The sequence below is a fragment of the Ensifer aridi genome, from assembly GCF_002078505.1.
GTDB classification, from domain to species: domain Bacteria; phylum Pseudomonadota; class Alphaproteobacteria; order Rhizobiales; family Rhizobiaceae; genus Sinorhizobium; species Sinorhizobium aridi.
This window is the reverse complement of the sequence record NZ_LUAV01000014.1, coordinates 180,098-203,374: the sequence shown is the minus strand read 5'-3', so window position 1 is coordinate 203,374 and position 23,277 is coordinate 180,098. Positions and strand designations below refer to the sequence as shown.

Sequence of the window (23,277 nt, the reverse complement as noted above, 5' to 3'; positions counted from 1 at the left end):
TCGTTCATTCGTATGCCGCCGGGTCGCTCGCCGGCGCTTATGCCTTATCAAGCGCCTCCAGTTCGTCGATCAGCCCTTCAATCATCGACAGGCCCTGTGCCCAGAACGACGGATCGGTGGCGTCGAGCCCGAAGGGCGCCAGCAGCTCGGAATGATGCTTGGTGCCGCCGGCCTTCAGCATGTCGAAATACTTCTCCTGAAAGCCGCTCTCGGCATTCCGGTAAACGGCGTAGAGCGAGTTCACCAGGCAATCGCCGAAGGCATAGGCGTAGACATAGAAGGGCGAATGGATGAAGTGCGGGATATAGGCCCAGTAGGTCTCGTAGCCCTCCGAAAGCCGGATTGCCGGCCCCAAGCTTTCGCTCTGGACCGAGAGCCACATCTGCCCCAGATCCTCGGCCGTCAGCTCGCCCTCCTTGCGGGCCGTATGCACCTTGCGCTCGAATTCATAGAAGGCGATCTGGCGCACGACCGTGTTGATCATGTCCTCGACCTTCTGGGCGAGCATGGCCTTGCGCTCGCGCTTGTCCTTGGTTTGATCGAGAAGGGCGCGGAAGGTCAGCATCTCGCCGAAGACGGAGGCGGTTTCCGCGAGCGTCAGCGGCGTCGAGGCCATCAGCGCGCCCTGCGCGCCCGCGAGCACCTGGTGGACGCCATGCCCGAGCTCGTGGGCGAGCGTCATCACGTCGCGGGGCTTGCCCATGTAGTTGACGAGTACGTAAGGATGCACGGACGGAACCGTCGGATGAGCGAAGGCGCCGGGCGCCTTGCCGGTACGGACCGGCGCGTCGATCCAGCTATTGTCGAAGAAGCGCCGTGCGATCGCCGCCATTTCCGGGGCGAAGGCGTGATAGGCGGACAGCACCGTGTCCTTGGCTTCGTTCCAGGGAATGAGCGCGTTCGGCGTTTCCGGGAGCGGCGCGTTACGGTCCCAGAAATCCATCTGATCCATGCCGAGCCATTTGGCTTTCATCGCATAATAGCGATGCGAAAGGCGCGGATAGGCTGCCTTCACTGCTGCCGCAAGCGCATCGACCACTTCCCTCTCGACGCGGTTGGCGAGGTGGCGACTGTCTGCGATGTCCTCGAAGCCGCGCCAGCGGTCGGAGATTTCCTTGTCCTTGGCGAGTGTGTTGGTGACGAGCGTGAAGGTGCGTATGTTCGCCTTGAAGGTTTCCGCGAGCGCAAGAGCCGCCTTCTTGCGCACTTCCACGGAGGGATCCTGCAGAAGGTTGAGTGTTACTTCGAGCGGCAGCGCCTTGCCGTCGACCGTGAAGGTGAGCGACGCGACCGTCTCGTCGAACAGCCGGTTGAAGGCGCTCGCGCCGGTCATCGACTTTTCGAGGAAGAGCTGTTCCAGCTTGTCGTCGAGCTGGTAGGGCTTGTCCTTGCGCAGATCGAGAATCCAAGGCTTGTAATGGGCGGCGAGGCTGTCGGCCGCAAGGGCCGCGTCGATCACCTCGTCGTCGATGCGGTTGAGTTCCAGCGAGAAGAACAGGAGATGCGCCGATATGTCGGTCAGCTTCGACTGCGTATCGCCGTAAAGCTTGCCGTTCGCCGGATTGGACGTGTCGGAGAAATAGGTGAGGCCGGCGAAGGAGGCGATACGGCCCATCAGATCTTCGAGCGCCTCGAATTCCTTCACCGCCGCGCCGATGCCCCCGCTGCCGGTCTTTCGGGCGGCGTCCGCGAGCTTACCCTTCCATTTGTTCTCGAAAGCGATCGCATCCGCTTCCGCTCTCGCTATATCGGAGCGGAACGCCTCGGAGCTGGGCGAAAGATAGAGATCCTCGAGCCGCCAGGATGGCAGGTCGCCGAGATCGGCTGTTGGGTCTGCGGCCTGTTCGGCCGTGGCACGCAGGATGGACTGGCCGGAGGCGAGACGGGGCGAAGCGAAGTTCATCGTCGTTTTCTCTCGTTTTGAATGGGCCTGAGCCCTGAAGGTGGGCAACCGCATGAAGTCCATTGCTATCGCCCGCAATGGATAAAATGCAAGCATTTCTCAAAACATGATGTTCAGGCCTTTGTGGCACGAATGCTGGCATGATTTGGCACATGAAGCTGGCCAAAGAGTACCGCCATGTCCTGAGCAGGAGGCTTTCGTGACATCCCATATTCTTGTCATCGACGATGATCCGGTGCAGCGTCGGCTGCTGACGAACATGATCGAACGGCTCGGCCATGTCGCACATCTCGCCGACAATGGGCGTAGCGGGCTCGAACTCCTGGAGCGCAAGGGCGGCATCATCAACGTGATCCTGCTCGATCTTCTCATGCCTGAAATGAACGGTCACGGCTTTCTCGAAGCGCTCGCCGAGCGCGGCATCGATATCCCCGTCATCGTCCAGACGGGGCAGGGCGGCATCGAGACGGTCGTCCAGGCGATGCAGGCAGGGGCCTTCGATTTTCTCGTCAAGCCGGTTTCGCCGGAGCGGCTGTCGATTGCGATCGGCAACGCCCTGAAGATGGCGAGCCGCGACGGCAGGGTCAAAACGGCGCGGCGGCCGCGCGGCGGCGCCGTCGGCTTCGACGACATCGTCTCGGCGAGCCCGGCAATGATCCGCGTCATCGATCTCGCCCGCCGTGCCGCCCAGTCGAACATCCCGGTCGTGCTCGAAGGCGAGTCGGGGGTCGGCAAGGAAATGGTGGCGCGGGCGATCCAGTCGGCGAGCGAGCGGACAAACAAACCTTTCGTCACCGTCAATTGCGGCGCCATTCCACAGAACCTCGTCGAAAGCATTCTCTTCGGCCACGAGAAGGGTGCTTTCACCGGGGCGACCGAAAGGCACAGCGGCAAGTTCGTCGATGCCGACGGCGGCACGCTTTTCCTCGACGAGATCGGTGACCTTCCGCTCGAAGTCCAAGTCAAGCTCCTGCGCGCCGTCCAGCAGGGCGAGATCGAGACCATCGGTGCGCGTCAGCCGCAGAAGGTGAACGTGCGGCTGATCTCGGCCACCAACAAGGATCTCATCAACGAGGTGCGCGAGGGGCGCTTCCGCGAAGACCTCTACTACCGCCTCAACGTCTTCCCGATCACGATTCCGGCGCTGCGCCGGCGCAAGGAAGATATTCCGGTGCTGGTGCGCGCTTTCGTGGAGCGTTTCGCCGCCGAGCAGAGGCTCAATCAGCCGCTGACGTTATCGAGCGGAGCCATGGCGCTGCTGACGGCCTATGACTGGCCGGGCAACATCCGCCAGCTCGAAAACGCGATCTTCCGCGCCGTCGTTCTTGCCGAGGGCAACGAGCTCACGGTCAGGGACTTCCCGCAGATCGCCACCCAAATACCGGGTTACGTCGTTGCCGACCGCAGCGGCTTCTCCTGGGGCGAGGCGGGGCCGGAGCGCCGTCTAGCAGCCGCGGACCGAGCTGTGGCGCCGAGGGTCGAAACCGGCGCGCAGGAAAAAACCGTGCCGCGTGAACCGGCTTCGGACACGAGGCCGGAGAACGCCATCGCCAGCCTCAGTGAAGGCGGCGACGTAAGGAAACTCGCAGAGGTCGAGGAGGAACTGATTCGTTTTGCCCTGAAATTCTATCGCGGACAGATGAGCCAGGTGGCGCGCAAGCTCGGTATCGGCCGCTCGACGCTCTATCGCAAGCTCAAGGATTACGGCATAGACCCCGACAATCCGCTGCGCGATGCCGCATAAAGCTCATAGAATCGACGCATTCACAGCTCATTTGCCGTGCAATTCGGTCACCGCCGTTTAGACCTTGTTAGCAAACTGTTCACTATATTATAAGGGGCGGTGACCACTGTGGCATATTTGCCATGCTGTCACCTTATTTGACAGTCATCTGAGACAGCAAAGCACGGTTGTCCGTCGGACGGGGATTGAATGCCAAATTTGTTCGGTTTGGAGGAACCAATTGGTTCCTTAGCGCGCAGACTCTGCTCGGCGGTCGCCCGCAAGGCGCCGCAGGTTCTTGCCTCCATCGCCCTGGCTTGCTCCCTCGTCACACCTGGCATGGCTCCTCCGGTAGAGGCCGCGGGCCAGACCCGTACGCTGAAGCTCTATTTCATTCATACCAAGGAAAAGGCGCAGATCACTTTCAAGCGCAACGGCCGCTACGATTCTAAGGGGCTGCAGCAGATCAACCGTTTCCTGCGTGATTGGCGGCGAAACGAGCCGACCAAGATGGACCCGCGCCTGCTCGATCTCGTCTGGGAGGTCTATCAGAAGAGCGGTTCGCGCGACTATATCCACGTCGTTTCGGCCTATCGCTCGCCCGCCACGAACGGCATGCTGAGGTCGCGCTCGAAGGGCGTCGCGAAGAAGAGCCAGCATATGCTAGGCAAGGCGATGGACTTCTACATACCGGACGTAAGGCTCAAGACGCTGCGCGAGATCGGCATGAAATTCCAGGTCGGCGGCGTCGGCTATTATCCGACTTCGGGTTCCCCCTTCGTGCACATGGATGTCGGCGGGGTGCGTGCCTGGCCGCGCATGACGCGTAACGAACTTGCACGGCTCTTCCCCGACGGCAAGACCATGCATATCCCGTCAGACGGCAGGCCGCTGCCCGGCTACGAGCAGGCAGTCGCCGACTACAAGCGCCGCGTCGGCGCGTCGGCGATCCAGGTCGCCGGCGGCGGCGCAAAGGGCCCGGGCGACGTAGATGGCAAGCGCCGCAATCTCTTTGCGATGCTCTTCGGGGGCGGCGACGAGGACGAAGAACCGACGGCAATCGCCGCCGGCCCGGGCGAAGGCGGCGACGAGGAAGCCCCGGGCAAGGTCCAGACCGCGTCGGCACCGGCAAACCAGGAAGCGCTTCCGGGCGTCGCCGGTTCCACCGCCGCACCTCAGCAAGAACAGCAGGACATCAACGCGCCGGTACCGGCGGTGCGTCCCGCCTTCAAGGACGCTCCGGCTGATGGCGGCGTAGCGGTCGCGCTCGTCGCGCCGGAAAAGAACAGCGCCCAGCAAGCGCTTGCAGCCGCCATGCCGCAAACGCCGGAAACGTCCCCGGAATATGCCGACCTCGACGCGCTAAAGGTGCCGGTTCCGCAGATGCTCGACCGGCGTGACATGAATGCCATCGTCGCCAACGAGACGCTCGTCGCGTCCGTGGAGGGCCAAGCTCCGGAACTCGGCTTCGTGCCGGTGCCGGGCATGCGCCCGGCCGGCGAAGAGGCGCTCGCCGCCGTCGCCGACGCCAATGTCGTGGCTCCTGCCTTTGCGGAGCGTCCGGTCCTCGCATCCGCCGCCGAACCGCGTGGCGCTGCCGAAGCCAAGACCCGCGTCGCCCTTGCGGCGCCGACCGTCGAGGATGAGACGCCCGCTGCACCCCCGACGGTCCAGGTGGCCGCTTATGCGCCGCAGCCGAGCGCGACCTCGCGTGAGGCGATCTTCGACAGCGCCTTCGACACGCGCGCCGACGCGCCCTCGAAAGGCGCCCGCCCCAAAAAGCAGGACGCCGAGGCGGCAAGCCGGTCTTCCCTTCGCACCGAGCCGAAGCTCACGCAGAAGATCATCTCCGAGTGGGCGCTGACGACGGGCCGAGTCGCTACCCTGTCGAAACCGGTCAAGGCGCCGCGCTTCGTCAGCAAATCGCTCCGGGCAGCACCGACCACCGTCTATGCGGCGGGCTTCACCAGCAACACCGGCGCGATGGACACGGCACGCTTCAGTGGCAACGCGGTCAACTTCATGGAAGTGAAGAAGTTCAGCACCAACTGAGTTTCGCCTCCAATCTTCCGCTCCGCGCAAAGAAAAGCCCGCCGGTCAGGCGGGCTTTTCGTTAATATGGATCGGGCCGGATCAGGCCGCATCCTCGGCGGCGGGGACCATGCCGAGTGCCTGCAGATAGGTGTCGAGGATCGCTTCCTGCTCCATGCGCTCGTCCTGATCCTGCTTGCGAATGGAAATGACCTTGCGCAGGATCTTCGTGTCGAAGCCCATCGACTTCGCCTCGCCGTAGACGTCCTTGATATCGTCCGCGATGGTCTTCTTTTCCTCTTCCAGACGTTCGATCCGTTCGATGAAAGCGCGAAGTTGGTCGCGGGCAATGCCGTGAGCATCCGACATGGTCTTCTCCTTTATGGGGAATGAATTGGGGAATGAATTTCCGGGTGCTGTGACCTGCCGCGAACCGCGGCCGAGGTCAAGGGCGATTTGCGCAACAATGGCGCATTTCCCGCCTTTCACCTACGCCTTCGGCCGATTGCGCTCGAATGCCGCCTTCTGCTCGACGGATGCATCCTTCTGATATCGTTCGCGCCATTCGTCGTAGGGCATGCCGTAGACGATCTCGCGGGATTCTTCCTTGCTCATCGCGACGCCTGAGGCTTCCGCCGCCTCGCGATACCAGTTCGACAGGCAATTGCGGCAGAAGCCGGCAAGGTTCATCAGGTCGATGTTCTGCACGTCGCTGCGTTCGCGCAGATGCGTAACCAGCCGGCGGAACGCCGCAGCTTCGAAGGCGGTTCGCTGTTCCTGGCTGAGTTCGTTCATCGGGTGGTCTCCTCTTTCGTCAGCCTTCATAGGCGCCCGTGCGCGACGGATGGCGCCGATAGGCATGAAGCTCCGGCAGGGCATTCAACTCCGCGAGGATGGGCGCAAGGCGCGTCGTCCAGGCGGCAACGCCGGCTTCGTCGGCGATCAGGTCCTGGCGCACCTCGATCAGCGCGTGGGCAATGCCCGGCGTCATGCAGTGCCGGTACATGGTATCGCCCCTCAGCGCACCGTCATAGGGCTCATTGTTGCCGACGATGATATCGCCGGCCGCCTCGAGCCGTTCGATCAGCGGGAAGACGGCGCGCGGATCGTTGTCCCAGAGCACGGCGGCGTGCCAAGGGCGCGCGACCCCCTTCCAGGCGGGGGTGAAGGAATGCAGCGAGATCACCAGCGGCGCTCTCCCACCCTTCGCGGCGGCCTCGGCAATGGTCTGCGACACGGCTTGGTGATAGGGGCGGTGGAAGCGGTTCAGCCGGTTCTGCCATTCCTCGGCGGTTATCGGATAATTGCCGGGAATGATGGCGCCGTCCGAGATCTTCATGATCAGAGTCGGGTCGTCCTCGCCGCGGTTCGGATCGATGAGGAGGCGCGAGAAGCAGCCGAGCACGGCCGGGGCATCGAGCGCGGCCGATAATTGCCGCGTCAGCGGTTCGATGCCGATGTCGTAGGCGATGTGACGTTCAAATGTGCTTTCGGGGAGGCCGAGCCGGCCGTATTCCAGCGGCAAGCGGTTCATGGCGTGATCGGCGAGGAGCACAAGGCCGTTCCGAGCGTTGCCCTCGATGATCTCGTAAGGAGTGTAATGCCGCATTCCGCTCCTGCTTTGCTTGTCGAACGTCCTTGACCTGATTGCATGCAACATCGCCGTTCGCAAGAAAAAGGCGAAAGTCTTGCGATTTCTGTCACAGGAATGGGCAATATAATCGATTAGAGTTGCGTTGACTTTCGGGGCTGGCCGTCGCAAGAAAGTGCCACGCAAATCAAAACGGAGTTCCGCAGGAAGCCGTGTCTAGATATCCTTTTTCCAGAGCGAAGCCGGGTTCGACGACGTTGGAGGCTATCCTCCTGTTTTCCTTGGCAATGTCCGCCTCAGTTCTATTTGCCGACGAGGCCCGCGCCGACTTTCGCGTCTGCAATGGGACGCAAAATCTGGTTGGCGTGGCGATCGGCTACCGGGCCAAGGAGGGCTGGGTCACCGAAGGCTGGTGGCAGGTGCCGGCAACGACCTGCGCCACGCTGATCGAGGGCGAGCTCCAGTCCCGCTACTACTATCTCTATGCGGAAGATGCGGCCCGCGGCGGCCGCTGGACGGGCGACATCAACATGTGCGTCGCCGAAAACGAGTTCAAGATCGTCGGCGTGCAGGACTGCTTCGCCCGCGGGTTCCAGCGCATGGGATTCAAGGAATATGACACGGGGCGGCAGGGGAGCTGGATGGTTCAGCTTTCCGACACGCCCGGCACGCAGGAAAGCCAGAATTGATGAGACGGAACCGGAAAGTCAAAATCCTCGTCACACTCGGGCCGGCATCGGCCGACGAGCAGATGATCCAGAAGCTGCATGAGGCGGGGGCTGACCTGTTCCGTATCAACATGAGCCATGCCAGCCATGAGCTCATGCGCACACTGATCGAGCGGATCCGCGCGGTCGAGGCACGCTGCGGACGGCCGATCGGCATCCTTGCCGACCTGCAGGGCCCGAAGCTGCGCGTTGGCAAGTTCACCGAAGGCAAGGTCGAGCTGAAGATCGGCCAGACCTTCACGCTCGACAACAGGGACGTTCCCGGCGACGCGACGCGCGTCTACCTTCCGCATCCGGAGATTCTCGAAGCGGTGAAGCCCGGCGACCGGCTGCTGATCGACGACGGAAAACTGCATCTGCACGCTGAAAAGACGGACGGCAAGAGCATCGTCACCACCGTCGTTTCCGGCACCAAGATCTCGGACCGCAAGGGTGTCAGCCTGCCCGACACATTGCTCGGCGTCGGCGCGCTGACCGAGAAGGACCGCGTCGACCTCGACGCCGTGCTGGCGACGGGAGAGGTCGACTGGGTGGCGCTTTCCTTCATCCAGCGTCCGGAGGATCTCGCCGAGGTCCGCAAGATCGCCCGTGGCCGCGTCGGTATCATGTCGAAGATCGAAAAGCCGCAGGCGATCGAGCGCATCGACGAGATCATCGAGCTTTCGGACGCGCTGATGGTGGCGCGCGGCGACCTCGGTGTCGAGATGCCGCTCGAGTCTGTACCAGGCCTCCAGAAGCAGCTCACGCGCGCCTGTCGGCGCGCCGGCAAGCCGGTCGTGGTCGCGACCCAGATGCTCGAGTCGATGATCTCCTCGCCGGTTCCCACGCGCGCCGAGGTCTCGGACGTAGCGACGGCCGTCTTTGAGGGCGCCGACGCGGTGATGCTTTCGGCTGAATCCGCTTCCGGCGAATATCCGATCGAAGCAGTTTCGACCATGGCCTCGATCGCGAGCAGCGTCGAGCGTGACCCGCACTATCCCGGCATCATCTATGCCCAGCGGACGCCGCCGGAGGCAACCGGTGCCGACGCCATCTCGCTTGCCGCCCATCAGATCGCCGAGACGCTGAAACTCTCTGCGATCGTCACCTATACTTCCTCGGGGACCACCGGCCTGCGCGCGGCACGCGAAAGGCCGCAGGTGCCGGTCATCGCGCTTTCGCCGATCGTTCAAACGGCGCGCCGTCTCTCGGTCGTCTGGGGACTGCACTGCGTCGTCACCGAAGACGCGACCGATCTCGACGACATGGTCAACCGTGCCTGCCGCATCGTCGCGAGCGAGGGCTTCGGTAAACCCGGCGACCGCATCATCATCACCGCCGGCGTGCCGCTCGGAACCCCCGGCGCCACCAACATGCTGCGCATCGCCTATATCGGCTCCGACGGAATGACGGGCGTATAAGGAGCGTGTTCCTTCGGAGCGCCACCCACCAGGCGGGCTTCGGCCCGCCTTGCGATTTCTTGAAGATCGCGCGTCATACCTGAGACCTTCTCGATCGCGGCGACGACCAGGTCGGTCACCACATAGTCGGGCTTGTGTCCGAGATTGGCGATCCAGAGCAGCTCCGACCCGCTGATGGCGCTCGCAAGCCCACGCGAATGGATCTCGGCCAGAACGATGGCGTCCTTATCTCCGGTGATCACGACCGTCGGGGCGGAGATCTCCGCGTAGCGCGGCGACATCCGCGTCACGTAAGCGTGAAGGTTGGCGATGTCGACGGCGTTGTGTTGAAAGGTGGAGGGCCTCAGCACGAGATGCGGCGCGGTGTTGGCGATGTAATCGGCAGGACGCGGGTTGGGCCGGAATATCAACTGCGTCACGCTATCGATGCGCCTCAGGCCGAGCGGGATCACGATCGTGTGGGCGAAAAGCCAGCCGAGAAGCGGCAGCGTCGCCAACTTGACGTGCCAATCCACGCCGCCGGGCCAGGGATGCGTCGCCGGTGCGAGCAGCACGACGCCCAAGGTTCTGTCGGGGTGATGAAGCGCGAGGCTCGCAGCGATCGCGGCGCCGAAGGAGTGGCCGACGATGATCGCCTGTGAAATGCCTCGCTTTTCCATCAGTCGCACGATGGCATCGGCCTGGCCGTCCGGACGCGCGTTGGACGGCCCGCCCCGCTCGGAATAGCCGTGACCCGGTCGATCGACGAAGAGCATTTCGGCACGGCCCTCCAGTGCCGGGCGGAAGGCATGCAATTGGTCGAGGAGGTTGCCGCTCGCTCCATGTATGAAGACGATGGGGGGAAGATCTGCTGCCGCACTCGGTCGAATGTGGACGCAATTCATATGAAAGCCGCCGATGTCGACCAGTTCGCCGCCATTCGGAAATCGCGCCGTGATCCGGCGTGCCTGGTAGAGGCTGTAGGCGATCGTCAAGGCGAGGGCGGCGAGGATCAAAAGTGCCGGAAACATCAAGCGTCGGTCTGAAGGGATCGGGAAGAGCGGGAGGTCGGCAGAGACTCCGGGCTGTCAGGTTCGACTGCCGGCAAGCTTTTCCGCCAGTTCACCAAGCTGCTCCTGCGCCTTCCGGTCCGAGGGGTAGATGTCGAGAAACTGTTGCCAGGCCCGCATCGCGAGCTCGTTCTTGCCGCTGGTCTCCAGCATGGTCGCCATGCCGGCCAATGCGCCGAAATGCCGGGGCTCGATCGCCAGCACACGATATATGTCGGACATCGACTTGCGGTAATTGCCCATCTGGTAATGCAGGGTGGCGCGGCGATTCCAGCCTTCGACATAGTTCGGCGCAAGAACGATCACCTGATCGAGTATGTCGAGGGCGACCGCATGCTTGTCGTCGGTGATGGCCGTGTTCGCCCATTGCATCAAGAGGTTCACGGTCGCACTGCCGGAATCCTGCCATTCGAGGCGAATGCGGTCGGCTACCTGCCGCGCCTTTTCCTCGTCGCCTTCCTTCTTGAGCTCGGCGAACAGGGCGTCCAGGCGTTCTTTGGGTGTGGCGAGGCTGGCGACTTCCGCCTGTGCCGAAGGCTCTGCCGCAAGCAGCGGCGTGCCGGACAGCGGGGCGGACAAGGCGAAACACGCCAGAATCAAGGGTATAGAAAATCGCATGGCGGGCATCGTAGCCCGCCATGGAACAAGATCAAATCAATTTTGGGGGATCACCGAAGCGACCGGCCGATCAGGCGTGGCGGCAAAAGCCGCCCACGGGCTCAGCCCTGGCGTGCCTTGAAGCGCGGGTTCAGCTTGTTGATGATGTAGACGCGGCCCTTGCGGCGAACCAGACGGTTTTCGCGATGGCGGGTCTTCAGCGACTTGAGCGAATTCTTGATCTTCATTTTTCCTGATCCGCAGGTTTCGGGGAACGAAAATTCGCCCGGTAAATTCCAACAATCAAAAGCGCGCCATTCAGCGCGCTCTTCAAGTAGGCAGGCACATAGCCTGTCGGCCCTATTGTGTCAACCGCAAGACAGGGGATTTTGGCGCGCGGTCCCGTGATTCCGTGACCATCCGGTTCAGACGAGGCGGGTGAAATGACCCATCTTGCGGCCGGGGCGCGCCTCGCCCTTGCCGTAGAGGTGCACCAGCACGTTGCGCTCGGCAAGCAGGCTCGAAACGTCGGCAATGTCGTTACCGATCAGGTTCCGCATCACGCAATCCGAATGGCGCGCCGGATCGCCGAGCGGCAGTCCGGTGATCGCGCGGATGTGCTGCTCGAATTGCGAAACCACGCAGGCCGCCTCTGTCCAGTGGCCGGAATTGTGAACGCGCGGGGCGATCTCATTTGCGACGACGCTGCCATCGGCGAGAACGAAGAATTCCACTCCGATCACGCCCACATAGCCAAGCGCCTCGAGTATGGCGGTCGCCGCTTTGCGGGCGGCCTCCGCGGTCGACGCACTGACGGAAGCCGGCACGGTCGACATGTGGAGAATGCCATTGCGGTGTTCGTTTTCCGCCGGATCGAAACAGGCGGTGCTGCCATCTGTCGCGCGGGCGCCGATGACAGAGATTTCCCGGTCGAACGGCACGAAGCTTTCGAGGATCAGCGGGACCTGCCCCAGCGCGGCGAACGCCCCGGCGGGATCGTCATCGGCGGAGCGGAAGACGCGCTGGCCCTTGCCGTCGTAGCCGAGGCGTCGGGTCTTGAGCACGCCGACGCCATCGAAATCGGCAAGCGCCCGGTCGAGATCGGCCTGGCTGTCTACGGCGTGGAAGCGGGCCGTCGCGATGCCGCAATCGTTGATGAAGCGTTTTTCGACGAGCCGGTCCTGCGCGACTTCGAGCGCCTTCGGCGGCGGAAAGACCGGCCGCGATGCGCCGAGCTTCTCAGCGGCCGCCACGGGGACGTTCTCGAACTCGTAGGTGATGAGGTCCGATGCCTGCGCAAGCTCGTCCAGCGCACGCGGGTCGTCATAGGCCGCGACGATCTGGGAGTTCGCGACCTGTGCGGCGGGACAGTCAGGCTGCGGTTCGAGGATGACGGTGCGGAAGTTCAGGCGCGCAGCCGCCATGGCCAGCATGCGGCCGAGCTGGCCGCCGCCGATGATGCCGATCGTCTTCATGCCTGGTCTACCGGATATTCCGCGACCGATACGGTCTGCTGTTCGCGCCAGTCGTCGAGACGGTCGGCAAGGTCCTCATCGCTGAGCGCGAGCACGGCTGCGGCCAGAAGCGCCGCGTTGACGGCGCCCGCCTTGCCGATCGCCAGCGTGCCGACGGGAATGCCGGCCGGCATCTGGACGATCGAGAGCAGGCTGTCCTGACCGGACAGCGCCTTCGATTGAACCGGAACGCCGAAGACCGGCAGCGGCGTCATCGAGGCGCACATTCCCGGAAGATGCGCGGCACCCCCGGCGCCGGCGATGATCACCTTGAAGCCTTCGTCGCGCGCGCCCTTGGCGAAGCGCACCAGGCGGTCGGGCGTGCGATGCGCGGAAACGATCCGGGCTTCATAGGCGATGTCAAGCGCCTCGAGCGTGTCGGCCGCATTCTTCATCGTCTCCCAGTCCGACTGGCTTCCCATGATGATGGCGACGGGCGGGGGCGTAGTGTCGGTCACGTCTGTCTGGATCCGCTTCAGGCTATGATATCGGGGATGATCTGGTCTTCGATCTTGGTGATCTTGTCCTTGATCGCCAGCTTCTTTTTCTTCATGCGCTGGATGCGCAGGGCGTCGCAGCCGGTCTGGATCATGGCGTTGATCGCCGCATCGTAATCTTCATGTTCCTGCCTCAGGCGCGCGATAGTCAGTCTGAGTTCGGCCTGGTCCTGGTCCGGCATGCAAAGCGATCCCCATAAGCCGGTCGCGTCGAGCCGCGAACCGGAATTTCCTGCGTCGCTCTACCACATCTTGGGCGGTAACGGGAAGTTATCCGACGTCATCATTTCGCCTTCGACAAATGAAAAATGGCATGGCACAGTAGAAAGGTTTCAACCATGGAACATCCGGCATTTGCGTGCCGGATGCAAGCAAAAGGAAGGGACTGCCAATGACCATTGAGGCTCATCTTGCAACGCTTGAGAAAAAACATGGCGCCCTTGAAGAGGAGCTCCACGAAGCTCTCAACTCTCCGTCCTGCGAGGACGAGTTGATCAGCGAACTCAAGCGGAGGAAGCTGCGCATCAAAGACGAAATCGAACGACTTCGTTCTTCGACGACCACGCACTGAACGGTCGTTCCCGAGATCATCGGGAAAGCGTCATCTCTGCGTGAGACGACGCGGCGATAAGGTCAACAACAATCCCCAAAATCCAACTTACGGATCGCTGGACCGGGCTCTTTGCCCGGTTCGCTTCCGTTGCGGATTTCCGCGTCGGAGGCGTCAAGACTATGACCAGAACTGGTCGAGCCAGAGATTGAGCCGGTCGAAGCCGGGCTTGTGGATCGCGTAGATACGCCGCGTTCCGCTCGTCGAGACCGACACGAGATTGCAGTCGAGCAGCGCCTTCAGATGCTGCGATACGGCCGGGCGGCTGATCGGCAGGCCCTCGGCGAGTTCGTTCACGGTCCGCGGCGCGCGCCGCAATTCCTCCAGCAGATAGCGCCGGTTCGGATCCGCAATGGCATCGAATGGGTCCGCGATCGTCATGGCCGGAGGTTAAGCGAATTCCCGATGAGCGGCAAGAAAATTGTGCGTTGCGGCATGCCGCTTTGCTTTGCAGCAAAAGCGGCCGCTCAGAGCTGCTCAACTTCCGGACAGCAGGTTCGCAAGACCGTCCCAGACGAGCTTCGAGCCAGCGATGAGGGCCATCGTATACATGAACGGGTAAAAGACCTGCGGCTTCATCCGTCGGACGATCCATGCGCCGCATGCGGTCGCCACCATCGCGAGCGGGAAGAGCGTTGCCGATATCGTGACATTGCTGAGGTCGAGCTGGCCGAGGGCGAAATAGGGTACGAGCTTCACCGCATTGAGGATCGCGAAGAAGCGGACGATGGTGCCGGTATATTCGCGCGGCTCGAGCTTCAGGGGCAGGGCATAGATCTGAAACGGCGGACCGCCGGCATGGGCGACGAAGCTGCCATAGCCGGCAAGCGAGCCCCAGAGCGCGGCCGGGCCGGCGCGCTGCGGCTTTGGCCGAATGGGGGCGCCATTGCGGCTCAGCCAAACGGTATAGACATAGCGCAGCACGAAGGTGACCGTGATGAGACCGATGATCAGCCTCAAAGCGTCTCGCGGCACGTAAGCCGAGGTCGCCCAACCGACGGCGATGCCGGCGATGGCACTGGGCAGCAGCATGAAAAGGGTCCGCCGGTCGCCATGTTTGCGCCAGATCCATAGGGACACCATGTCCATGGCAATGAGGATGGGCAGAAGCAGCGCGGCCGCCTGAACCGGCGAGACGGCCATGGACAGGATCGGGACGCCCATCAGCGAGAGCGCCTCGCCCATGCCCCCCTTGCTGAGGCCAACGAGCAGGACGGCCGGAACGGCGATGAGATAGAAGTCGTAGTCGGGAAACATTGCGGGCGGTTGATCCTTCTGTCATCTCCGTCTATCGGTTTTCCCGAACGAAATCGAGTGCCGGCCCTCGGGGCAGATGCGTCGCCAGGATGACCACATGAGCAACACAGAAAACCGCTGCCGCCTCGTGCTGGTCGCACCCGATCTGGCGGATGCCGCGGAGCGTTCCAAGCTCGTCGGCGAGGCATTGAAGGGTGGCGATGTGGCCTCCGTCATCGTGCCGCAATACGGTCTCAGCGATCAGGATTTCCAGAAGCACGCCGAGGCGCTCGTGGCGGTGATCCAGCAGGCGGGCGCGGCAGCCTTGATCGAGGGCGACACGCGTGTTGCCGGCCGCGCCAAGGCGGACGGATTGCACATCGCGGGCGGCGTGGATGCGCTTGCCGAAGCGATTGAAAGGCACGCGCCGAAGCTGATCGTCGGCGGCGGCAATGCTACGGATCGCCATCATGCGCTCGAAATCGGAGAGCTTCGGCCGGATTACGTGTTCTTCGGCCGCACCGACGGCGACATAAAGCCGGAAGCGCATCCAAAGAATCTTGCGCTTGCCGAATGGTGGGCCTCGATGATCGAAATTCCCTGCGTCGTCATGGGCGGCACCGATCCGCAATCGGCACTTGCGGTAGCGGGGACGGGAGCGGAGTTCGTGGCGCTCCGCCTTGCCGTCTTCGGCGAGTCGGGGCAGGCGCCCTCCGTGGTCGCGGCCGTCAATGCATTGCTTGACGAAAAAGCGCCACGGTTTGAAGATTAAGACGTGCCGATGAGCCGCTTTTTCCTGAAACTCAGCCGGGTCACAGCCTTTGCCGTGGCAATCATTCTTGCCGCGGTGCCGGCTCGGGCCGTCGAGCCGGCGGCCACTCTCCCAACCGACGAGGGAAGCGTTCCGAAACGCGGGCGGATCACGCCGCATAACGGCGCGGCGCTACCGGAAGGCGCACAGGAGAAACCCGCGGGGACGACAGCGCCAGCGAAGCCGAAGGTCGGCGACGGCAACACGCCGTCGAAGGGCGTCAACGTGATCGAGCGGATGGGTGCCGACTTGCCCGCCCTTCCTCCCGAGAAGCCGTTCAACGGCAAGATCGATGAAGCTTATGGCGCCTTCCAGCGCGGCTACTATCTGACGGCCATGGACCTTGCCGTGCCGCGCGCCCAGCTCGGCGACCCGGCGGCCCAGACGCTCGTCGCCTCGATCCTCGAGCAGGGGCTCGGCGTGGCGCGCAACGCCAAAGCGGCGGCCTTCTGGTATGGCCAGGCTGCGGAGAATGGCGATCCTGCAGCCATGTTCAAATATGCCCTGATGTTGATGGAAGGGCGCTACGTCAAGCGCGACCGGAAGAAATCCGAAGAGCTGATGAAGAAGGCCGCCGATCTGGGCAATGCTTCGGCCCAGTTCAACTACGGACAGACGCTTGTCGCCGACATGCCAGGCGAAAAGGGCCTGAAGGCGGCTATGCCCTATTACGAGAAATCCGCCGAACAGGGCATCGCCGACGCGCAATATGCCCTCTCGCAGATCTATCTCAATGTCAGCGGCATCGAGGAAAGCAAACGCGCCCGGGCGCGCGAGTGGCTGCTGAGAGCCGCGCGGGCCGGCTACGATACGGCGCAGCTCGACATGGCGATCTGGCTGATCGAAGGCATTGCCGGCGACCGCAATTTGGAGGAGGGGTTCGCCTGGATGAAGCGCGCCGCCGACGGCGGCAATGTCGTCGCTCAGAACCGGCTCTCGCACCTCTACATCAACGCGATCGGAACACGCCCGGATCCGGTAGAGGCGGCGAAATGGTACGTGCTCTCGCGCCGTGCGGGGCTGAAGGACGATGCGCTCGAGGACTTCTATCTCGGCCTCAACGAGACGCAGCAAAAATCCGCGCTCGCGGCCGCAAACAAGTTCCGCTCGTCGTGAGCTTCTGCCTCCTGTGGGTCGGCGTCATCTATTTCGCTTGAACTTCCGGGGTTTTTGTGGTCATGAAGCCCCGATTTTCTCCGCGGCCCCTCATGCACCACTTGCCCGCGGACGGAGTGACGTCTCACTCGGTTTTTTGACGACGGATTCGTGAAACGCGGCCGCGCTTCCAAAGCGGCGGCCGCTTGCGAATTGTCAGACAGGTTCAATGCTCGGTCGGGAACACTCGGCCGGCTTTCGCTAGAGGATTGCCACATGGCTCGTTCTGCCCTTCTCAATGTCATGGTCCAGGCCGCCTTCAAGGCCGGCAAGTCGCTGGCGCGCGATTTCGGCGAAGTGCAGAACCTGCAGGTTTCTCTGAAGGGCCCAGGCGACTATGTTTCGCAGGCGGACCGCAAGGCAGAGCGTCTCATCCGCGACGAGCTCATGAAGGCGCGCCCGACCTACGGCTTCCTCGGTGAAGAGGGCGAGGAGATCAAGGGAACCGACGGCGCCCACCGCTGGATCGTCGATCCGCTCGACGGCACCACCAATTTCCTGCACGGCATCCCGCATTTCGCCATCTCGATCGCGCTGGAGCGCCAGGGTGAAATCGTCGGCGCGGTCGTCTTCAACCCGGCGACGGACGAGCTCTACACCGCCGAGCGTGGCGGCGGCGCCTTCCTGAACGACCGGCGCCTGCGCGTCGGTGCGCGCAAGGCCCTTTCCGATGCGGTCATCGGCACCGGCACGCCGCATCTTGGCCGCGGCAATCACGGCAAGTATCTGATCGAACTCCGCCACATCATGGGCGAGGTTGCCGGCATCCGCCGCTTCGGCTCCGCCTCACTCGACCTTGCCTATGTCGCCGCCGGCCGTTTCGACGGCTTCTGGGAGCGGGACCTTGCCGCCTGGGACATGGCCGCCGGGGTCCTCCTTATCCGTGAAGCCGGCGGCTGGACGACCGACGCCGATGGCGGCAACAGGCCGCTGGAGGCCGGTTCGATCGTCTGCGGGAACGAATATATCGCCAAGGCGCTACGCGAAGTCATCCAGCGCCCGGTGCCGGCGAAGTAAATCGCGCACAGCATGATGCGGGTGAGCAGGCGCGTGTGCCATTGCCTCGTGCCTTTGATGCCCGCGATTACGCAGGATCGCGGGCGATCTGCGACCTCCTGTCGCCTCCGTCGGCTTCTGTGCCGGAGGCTTTTGTTTTCCCTTCAATTTGGCGCAAAGTTCCACTAGTCTCCGGGCCATCGGCAGCATCGCTCTTCAAATCGCCATCGATTCAAGAATGGTGCGGCAATTCAAAGTGTTGCGGCCGCTCATTGCCTGCCCCGGCAGGCGCGCGGAATTGCCGCAAAACCGGGAGATTGGCAAACTTATGGCGAAATTGAATCTGTCCGGGTGGCGCGACCAGGAAGGCGCGGAGGAAAACTACAACCCGCACAAGCTTTCGAGCCCCATGCCCTATTTCTGGACGATGGTCCTCTTCCTGATCATCGTCGGGTTCGTCGCCGCGATCCTTTTCCGCCAGGCCCGCGAGGCCTTTGTCGGCAATCCCGGTCTCAACGGGCTGATCCTGGGCGTGCTTCTGATCGGCATCCTGCTGGCCTTCAACCACGTCCTCAGCTTGCGGCCGGAGGTTCGATGGTTCAACTCGTTCCGCGCCGCCGGAAGCGCGGACAAGGTCGGGCGCGATCCCGTGCTGCTCGCGCCCATGCGGGCTCTCATCGGCGGTCGCCAGACGACCGCGATCTCGACCATCGCGCTACGTTCGATCCTCGACTCCATCGCCACCCGGCTCGATGAATCGCGCGACATCACCCGCTATCTCGCCGGCCTGCTCGTCTTTCTTGGTCTGCTTGGCACCTTCTGGGGCCTACTCGGCACAATCGGCTCGATCAATACCGTCATCCAGTCGCTGGATGCGGGGTCCGGCAGCACGGAGGATCTCCTGAGTTCGTTGAAGGGCGGTCTCTCTGCACCGCTCACCGGCATGGGAACGGCCTTCTCCGCGTCGCTGTTCGGCCTTTCTGGTTCTCTGATCCTCGGCTTTCTCGACCTCCAGGCCGGTCGTGCCCAGAACCGCTTCTACACCGAGCTCGAGAACTGGCTTTCGTCCGTGACCGACGTTGGCTCCGGCCTTTCACCGTCGATCGATTCAATCGACGGTGCGCCGGCAGAAGAGCTGCGGCGGCTCACCGACCAACTCACCCGGCTTGCTCATGACGGCGGGGCGAACCAGCGCACGACGGCGGCGATGGCGAGCCTTGCCGAAGGCATCCAGGGCCTCGTCAAGAACATGCGCGGCGAGCAGCAGATGCTGCGGGACTGGATCGAAGCGCAGCAGGAGGAGGCGAAATCGATGCGCAAGACCCTCGACCGGCTGACGGCGCGCATCGGTCAGGCCGAGCGGATCACCGTCCAGCCGGACAAGGCCATCACGCAGGCGAAGCTCAGCCGCGTTGAAGAGAGTGGGGGTGACTGATCCATGGCGCTCGCCCGAAGAGGCCGCGAACCGCGGACGATCAATTACTGGCCGGGCTTCGTCGATGCGCTTTCGACCCTGCTCATGGCGATCATGTTCCTGCTCAGCGTCTTCGTCACCGCGCAGTTTCTGCTGGGAAGGGAGATCAGCGGCAAGGACGAGGTCTTGAACCGCCTGAACAGCCAGATCAACGAACTCACCCAACTCCTGGCGCTCGAAAAGAGCGGCAAGCAGGACCTCGAGGATTCGCTCGCCAACCTGCAGGCCTCGCTCGCTCAGTCGGAGGGAGAGCGGTCGCGCCTGCAGGCGCTGCTCGACAGGGGGGCCGGCAGCGCGGAGGTGGCCAATGAGAAGATCGGCCGGCTCGGCTCGGAACTGGAGAACGAACGGCAAGTCAGCGCGCGTGCCATGAGCCAGATCGAGCTCTTGAACCAGCAGATTGCGGCGCTGCGCAGCCAGATCGCCGCCATCGAAGGCGCGCTGCAGGCGTCGGAGGCGAAGGACCAGGCGTCCCAGGCCAAGATCGCCGATCTCGGCCGCAGGCTTAACGTCGCGCTGGCGCAGCGCGTGCAGGAGCTCAACCGCTACCGTTCGGACTTTTTCGGCCGCTTGAGGGAGATCCTCTCGGACCGGGAAAACATCCGCATCGTCGGCGACCGCTTCGTCTTCCAGTCGGAAGTCCTCTTCCCCTCGGGCAGCAGCGACTTGAACCCGGAGGGGCAGGCGGAGATGACGAAGCTCGCGACAGCCCTTCTCGACCTCGCCAGGGAAATCCCGGCGGAGATCAACTGGGTCCTGCGCGTAGACGGCCACACGGACAATGTGCAGTTCTCGCGTTCCGGACGCTTTGCCGACAACTGGGAGCTGTCGTCGGCACGCGCCACATCGGTCGTCAAATTCCTGATATCGAAGGGCGTTCCGGCCGATCGGCTGGTCGCTGCCGGCTTCGGCGAATATCAGCCGATCGCTGCGGGAGACAGCCCGGAGGCACGCGCGCAGAACCGTCGCATCGAGCTCAAGCTCACGGAGAAATAGCCCAGCCGGGCGCCCCTTGAATTGACCTTGACGTGTCGTAAGAGTTGCACCCAGGTCGAAGGACGCAAGGGGAGGGCGGCTTTCATGGATTGCGATGTGCTGGTCATCGGCGCGGGCCTTACCGGGCTAGTGGCGGCGTCCGAGGCGGCGGTGCGTGGCCGCAAGGTGGTCATTCTCGATCAGGAGGGGGAGCAGAATCTCGGCGGCCAAGCCTTCTGGTCGCTCGGCGGTCTCTTCTTCGTAGACAGTCCCGAGCAGCGGCGCATGGGCATTCGCGACAGCCATGCGCTGGCGCGCCAGGACTGGATGGGGACGTCGCAGTTCGACCGACCGGAGGACCATTGGCCGCGGCTTTGGGCCGAGGCTTATCTCGACTTCGCCGCGGGCGAAAAGCGGCGCTGGCTTCATTCGCTGGGCTTACGCTGGTTTCCGGTCGTCGGCTGGGCGGAGCGCGGCGGCGGGCTCGCCCATGGTCACGGCAATTCCGTTCCCCGCTTCCATGTTACCTGGGGCACTGGGCCGGCCGTGCTCGAGCCCTTCATCCGGCTTGCTCGGCAGGCCGAAAGCCGCGGTCTTGTCCGTTTCCGGTTTCGCCATCGGGTCGATGAGCTCGTGACGACCGACGGCATGGTGACGGGCGCACGCGGCGCAATCCTCAAGACCGATCCGGTTGCCCGCGGCCAGCGCAGTTCGCGCGACATCGTAGGCGATTTCGAGGTTTCTGCCGGTGCCGTGATCGTGAGTTCGGGCGGGATCGGCGGCAATCACGAGCTTGTGCGCCGCAATTGGCCGCGCAAGCGCCTCGGCCAGCCGCCGGCCTCGATGGTCAGCGGCGTGCCCTATCATGTCGACGGGCGCATGCTGGAGATCGCCGCCCAAGCCCGCGGTTCCGTCATCAACGCCGACCGCATGTGGCACTACACCGAGGGCTTGAAGAATTTCGCTCCGATCTGGCCGGACCACGGCATTCGCATCCTGCCGGGGCCCTCGTCCTTCTGGTGCGATGCCGACGGCAATCGTTTTCCCGCCCCGGCCATGCCCGGCTTCGATACGCTCGCGACCCTGGAGGCGATTCGCCGCAGCGGCCACGACTATAGCTGGTTCATCCTGACGCAGGCGATCATCAAGAAGGAGTTCGCGCTTTCGGGGTCGGAACAGAACCCGGATCTGACCGGCAAGAGCATCGCGCTTCTCCTGAAACGGCTCGGCAGAAATCCACCGGGTCCGGTCCAGGCTTTCATCGACAAGGGCGAGGATTTCGTCGTCCGAGACCGGTTGGAAGACCTGGTCGAAGGGATGAACAGGCTGACCGGCGAGAACCGGCTTTCGGCTGAGCACCTCAGGGAGCAGATCGAGGCGCGTGACCGCGAGATCACTAATCCCTTCTCCAAGGATGCGCAGGTCGCCGCCATTCGCGGCGCACGTGCCTATCGCGGCGACCGGCTGCTGAGGACGGCGAAACCGCACCGGCTGCTCGATCCGAAGGCCGGCCCGCTGATCGCGGTGCGCCTGCATATCCTCACGCGCAAGACGCTCGGAGGGCTGCAGACCAACCTCTCCGGTCAGGTGCTGGAGCTTTCCGGCGAGCCGGTGCCGGGCCTCTATGCCGCGGGCGAAGTCGCCGGCTTCGGCGGTGGCGGCATGCATGGCTACAACGCGCTCGAGGGAACCTTCCTCGGCGGCTGCATCTTTTCGGGCCGTGCGGCCGGACGCGCTACTGCGGACGTTTCGTAGAAGTTTGCCCCTCTCCTCGGGTTTAATCCGAGGACTAGTCTAGCCCGCTCCCCGTTCTGACGGGGCGAGGGACTTGGGAGGTTGCCGCTTGTCCCTTCTCCCCGTCGAACGGGGAGAAGGTCGCGGCAGCGGGATGAGGGGCGGCGCGGTTGGATCAAGTCAATCCATCTGGATGTTGGCGTCACGGACCACCGGCGTCCATTTCGCAAGCTCGGCCTTGACGTGGGCGCCGAGTTCTTCGGGCGTCGAGCCGACGATCTTCGCGCTGAACTCCTCCATGCGTTTCTGGACCGCCGGATCGGCGAGCGCCTTCTTCGCGGCCGCGTTCAGCCGTGCTACCACCGGTTGCGGCGTATTGGCCGGCGCGAAGAGCGCGTTCCAGGTATAGGTCTCGTAACCGGGAATGCCGGATTCGGCGATGGTGGGTACATCCGGGAATGACGGCGCGCGTTCGGCCGTGGTGACGGCGAGCGCCCTCAGCGTGCCGGCCTTGATGTGTCCGGAGGAGGAGGGCAGATTGTCGAACATGATCGGCACCTGGTTGCCGATCACGTCGTTCAGCGCCGGACCGGAGCCCTTGTAGGGAATGTGCTGCATCTCGACGCCGGCCATCTTCTTGAAGAGCTCGCCGGAGAGGTGCAGCGGCGTTCCGTTGCCGGAGGAGGCATAGCTATACTGGTCGGGCGCCGCCTTCAGCAGCGCCAGCAGTTCCTGGACATTCTTGGCCGGCAGTTCCGGATTGACCACGAGTACGTTCGGAACGATGACGAGCAGCGAGATCGGCGCGAAATCCTTTTCGGGATCGTATGGCTTCGTCTTCAGGATCAGCGGATTGAGCGCATGCGTCGCGACGGTCGCCATGAGGATCGTGTAGCCGTCCGGGTCGGCGCGCGCCACATTCGCTGCGCCGAGGTTGCCGCCGGCGCCGGCGACGTTCTGTACGATCACCTGCTGGCCTAGGTCCTCGGACATTTTCTGGGCGATGATGCGCGCGACCACGTCGGTCGAGCCGCCGGCGGCGAACGGAACGACGAGCGTTATCGTCCGATCTGGAAAGCTCTGCGCCTCCGCCGGCGCGCCGATGGCGAGTGCGGAAAAGGCAGCGAGGCCGAACGCGATGGCGGCGCGGCGGGTCAAGCTTAGAAATGGCATTCAGGATCCTCCCAATTCATCGACACGATACGATACAGCCGAAAGCCGGCCCTTTAAGAATAGGGCCGCGCTCCGGTCGT

General features: G+C 63.4%; 24 protein-coding genes. 11 read left to right on the top strand and 13 right to left on the bottom strand.

The genetic code is table 11. The annotated features are described in order from the left end of the window. Window positions 1-37: 37 nt before the first annotated feature. A complete protein-coding gene (locus tag AYK65_RS14260; RefSeq protein WP_081158887.1) occupies window positions 38-1,903 on the bottom strand; it encodes a M3 family oligoendopeptidase in 1,866 nt (621 codons plus the stop codon). 199 nt (window positions 1,904-2,102) lie between these two features. Between AYK65_RS14260 and AYK65_RS14255 the strand changes: the two genes are divergently transcribed. Both AYK65_RS14255 and AYK65_RS14250 read left to right on the top strand, forming a co-directional pair. Further along, window positions 2,103-3,647: a sigma-54-dependent transcriptional regulator gene (locus tag AYK65_RS14255; protein ID WP_081158805.1), complete on the top strand. Its 1,545-nt coding sequence runs from the start codon at window positions 2,103-2,105 to the stop codon at window positions 3,645-3,647. A 189-nt stretch (window positions 3,648-3,836) separates the two neighbouring features. Beyond that, window positions 3,837-5,678 carry a peptidoglycan L,D-endopeptidase MepK gene (locus AYK65_RS14250; protein ID WP_046116491.1) on the top strand — a complete coding sequence of 614 codons (1,842 nt, stop codon included), beginning with the start codon at window positions 3,837-3,839 and terminating at the stop codon, window positions 5,676-5,678. An 81-nt stretch (window positions 5,679-5,759) separates the two neighbouring features. Here AYK65_RS14250 and AYK65_RS14245 read toward each other — a convergent pair whose 3' ends face one another. The 3 genes from AYK65_RS14245 to AYK65_RS14235 form a co-directional block, all read right to left on the bottom strand. Then, the gene (locus AYK65_RS14245; protein ID WP_026616252.1) at window positions 5,760-6,026 is read right to left on the bottom strand and encodes a DUF2312 domain-containing protein; all 267 of its coding nucleotides are present in this window, start codon (window positions 6,024-6,026) and stop codon (window positions 5,760-5,762) included. A gap of 120 nt (window positions 6,027-6,146) precedes the next feature. Further along, window positions 6,147-6,452 (bottom strand): DUF1244 domain-containing protein, encoded by a 306-nt coding sequence (locus AYK65_RS14240; protein WP_026616253.1) that lies wholly within the window; start codon window positions 6,450-6,452, stop codon window positions 6,147-6,149. A 19-nt stretch (window positions 6,453-6,471) separates the two neighbouring features. Next, window positions 6,472-7,266: an N-formylglutamate amidohydrolase gene (locus AYK65_RS14235; RefSeq protein WP_026616254.1), complete on the bottom strand. Its 795-nt coding sequence runs from the start codon at window positions 7,264-7,266 to the stop codon at window positions 6,472-6,474. A 239-nt stretch (window positions 7,267-7,505) separates the two neighbouring features. Between AYK65_RS14235 and AYK65_RS14230 the strand changes: the two genes are divergently transcribed. Next, the gene (locus tag AYK65_RS14230; protein WP_373414025.1) at window positions 7,506-7,937 is read left to right on the top strand and encodes a DUF1036 domain-containing protein; all 432 of its coding nucleotides are present in this window, start codon (window positions 7,506-7,508) and stop codon (window positions 7,935-7,937) included. Beyond that, complete coding sequence (gene pyk / locus AYK65_RS14225) at window positions 7,937-9,376, top strand: pyruvate kinase (RefSeq protein ID WP_081158804.1); 1,440 nt, start codon at window positions 7,937-7,939, stop codon at window positions 9,374-9,376. The genes AYK65_RS14230 and pyk overlap by 1 nt, the downstream gene beginning before the upstream one ends. Here the strand turns inward: pyk and AYK65_RS14220 are convergent. The 6 genes from AYK65_RS14220 to AYK65_RS14195 form a co-directional block, all read right to left on the bottom strand. Continuing rightward, a complete protein-coding gene (locus AYK65_RS14220) occupies window positions 9,343-10,386 on the bottom strand; it encodes an alpha/beta fold hydrolase (protein WP_081158803.1) in 1,044 nt (347 codons plus the stop codon). The genes pyk and AYK65_RS14220 overlap by 34 nt on opposite strands. A gap of 57 nt (window positions 10,387-10,443) precedes the next feature. Continuing rightward, the gene (locus tag AYK65_RS14215) at window positions 10,444-11,052 is read right to left on the bottom strand and encodes a tetratricopeptide repeat protein (protein WP_026616258.1); all 609 of its coding nucleotides are present in this window, start codon (window positions 11,050-11,052) and stop codon (window positions 10,444-10,446) included. A gap of 92 nt (window positions 11,053-11,144) precedes the next feature. Continuing rightward, on the bottom strand, window positions 11,145-11,270 hold the full coding sequence (gene ykgO / locus AYK65_RS14210) for a type B 50S ribosomal protein L36 (RefSeq protein WP_010970191.1): 126 nt from the start codon (window positions 11,268-11,270) through the stop codon (window positions 11,145-11,147). Window positions 11,271-11,447: 177 nt separating this feature from the next. After that, window positions 11,448-12,497: a 5-(carboxyamino)imidazole ribonucleotide synthase gene (locus AYK65_RS14205; protein WP_026616259.1), complete on the bottom strand. Its 1,050-nt coding sequence runs from the start codon at window positions 12,495-12,497 to the stop codon at window positions 11,448-11,450. Beyond that, window positions 12,494-12,958, bottom strand: coding sequence for a 5-(carboxyamino)imidazole ribonucleotide mutase (gene purE / locus AYK65_RS14200; protein WP_034885708.1), 465 nt, complete (start codon window positions 12,956-12,958; stop codon window positions 12,494-12,496). The genes AYK65_RS14205 and purE overlap by 4 nt, the downstream gene beginning before the upstream one ends. 53 nt (window positions 12,959-13,011) lie before the next feature. After that, window positions 13,012-13,215, bottom strand: a complete 204-nt coding sequence (locus tag AYK65_RS14195; protein ID WP_012066888.1) for a YdcH family protein — start codon at window positions 13,213-13,215, stop codon at window positions 13,012-13,014. Between the two features lie 209 nt (window positions 13,216-13,424). Between AYK65_RS14195 and AYK65_RS14190 the strand changes: the two genes are divergently transcribed. After that, window positions 13,425-13,604: a YdcH family protein gene (locus tag AYK65_RS14190; RefSeq protein ID WP_026616261.1), complete on the top strand. Its 180-nt coding sequence runs from the start codon at window positions 13,425-13,427 to the stop codon at window positions 13,602-13,604. Between the two features lie 159 nt (window positions 13,605-13,763). Here the strand turns inward: AYK65_RS14190 and AYK65_RS14185 are convergent, their stop codons facing one another. Then, window positions 13,764-14,024 carry an ArsR/SmtB family transcription factor gene (locus AYK65_RS14185; protein ID WP_026616262.1) on the bottom strand — a complete coding sequence of 87 codons (261 nt, stop codon included), beginning with the start codon at window positions 14,022-14,024 and terminating at the stop codon, window positions 13,764-13,766. Window positions 14,025-14,120: 96 nt separating this feature from the next. Next, window positions 14,121-14,900, bottom strand: coding sequence for a sulfite exporter TauE/SafE family protein (locus tag AYK65_RS14180; RefSeq protein ID WP_026616263.1), 780 nt, complete (start codon window positions 14,898-14,900; stop codon window positions 14,121-14,123). A 97-nt stretch (window positions 14,901-14,997) separates the two neighbouring features. Here AYK65_RS14180 and AYK65_RS14175 point away from each other — a divergent pair, with 97 nt between their 5' ends. The 6 genes from AYK65_RS14175 (at window position 14,998) to AYK65_RS14150 (ending at window position 22,045) form a co-directional block, all read left to right on the top strand. Continuing rightward, a complete protein-coding gene (locus AYK65_RS14175) occupies window positions 14,998-15,651 on the top strand; it encodes a thiamine phosphate synthase (RefSeq protein ID WP_081158886.1) in 654 nt (217 codons plus the stop codon). A gap of 9 nt (window positions 15,652-15,660) precedes the next feature. Next, window positions 15,661-16,806: a tetratricopeptide repeat protein gene (locus tag AYK65_RS14170; RefSeq protein ID WP_034885697.1), complete on the top strand. Its 1,146-nt coding sequence runs from the start codon at window positions 15,661-15,663 to the stop codon at window positions 16,804-16,806. Window positions 16,807-17,061: 255 nt separating this feature from the next. Continuing rightward, window positions 17,062-17,862 (top strand): inositol monophosphatase family protein, encoded by an 801-nt coding sequence (locus tag AYK65_RS14165; RefSeq protein ID WP_081158802.1) that lies wholly within the window; start codon window positions 17,062-17,064, stop codon window positions 17,860-17,862. 307 nt (window positions 17,863-18,169) lie between these two features. After that, complete coding sequence (locus AYK65_RS14160) at window positions 18,170-19,276, top strand: MotA/TolQ/ExbB proton channel family protein (protein ID WP_026616267.1); 1,107 nt, start codon at window positions 18,170-18,172, stop codon at window positions 19,274-19,276. A 3-nt stretch (window positions 19,277-19,279) separates the two neighbouring features. After that, on the top strand, window positions 19,280-20,311 hold the full coding sequence (locus tag AYK65_RS14155) for a peptidoglycan -binding protein (protein ID WP_081158801.1): 1,032 nt from the start codon (window positions 19,280-19,282) through the stop codon (window positions 20,309-20,311). 84 nt (window positions 20,312-20,395) lie between these two features. Beyond that, entirely contained in the window at window positions 20,396-22,045 is a 1,650-nt protein-coding gene (locus AYK65_RS14150) for an FAD-binding dehydrogenase (RefSeq protein WP_081158800.1), read from the top strand. Window positions 22,046-22,204: 159 nt separating this feature from the next. Here the strand turns inward: AYK65_RS14150 and AYK65_RS14145 are convergent, their stop codons facing one another. Next, window positions 22,205-23,197, bottom strand: a complete 993-nt coding sequence (locus AYK65_RS14145; protein WP_081158799.1) for a Bug family tripartite tricarboxylate transporter substrate binding protein — start codon at window positions 23,195-23,197, stop codon at window positions 22,205-22,207. Window positions 23,198-23,277: the final 80 nt, after the last annotated feature.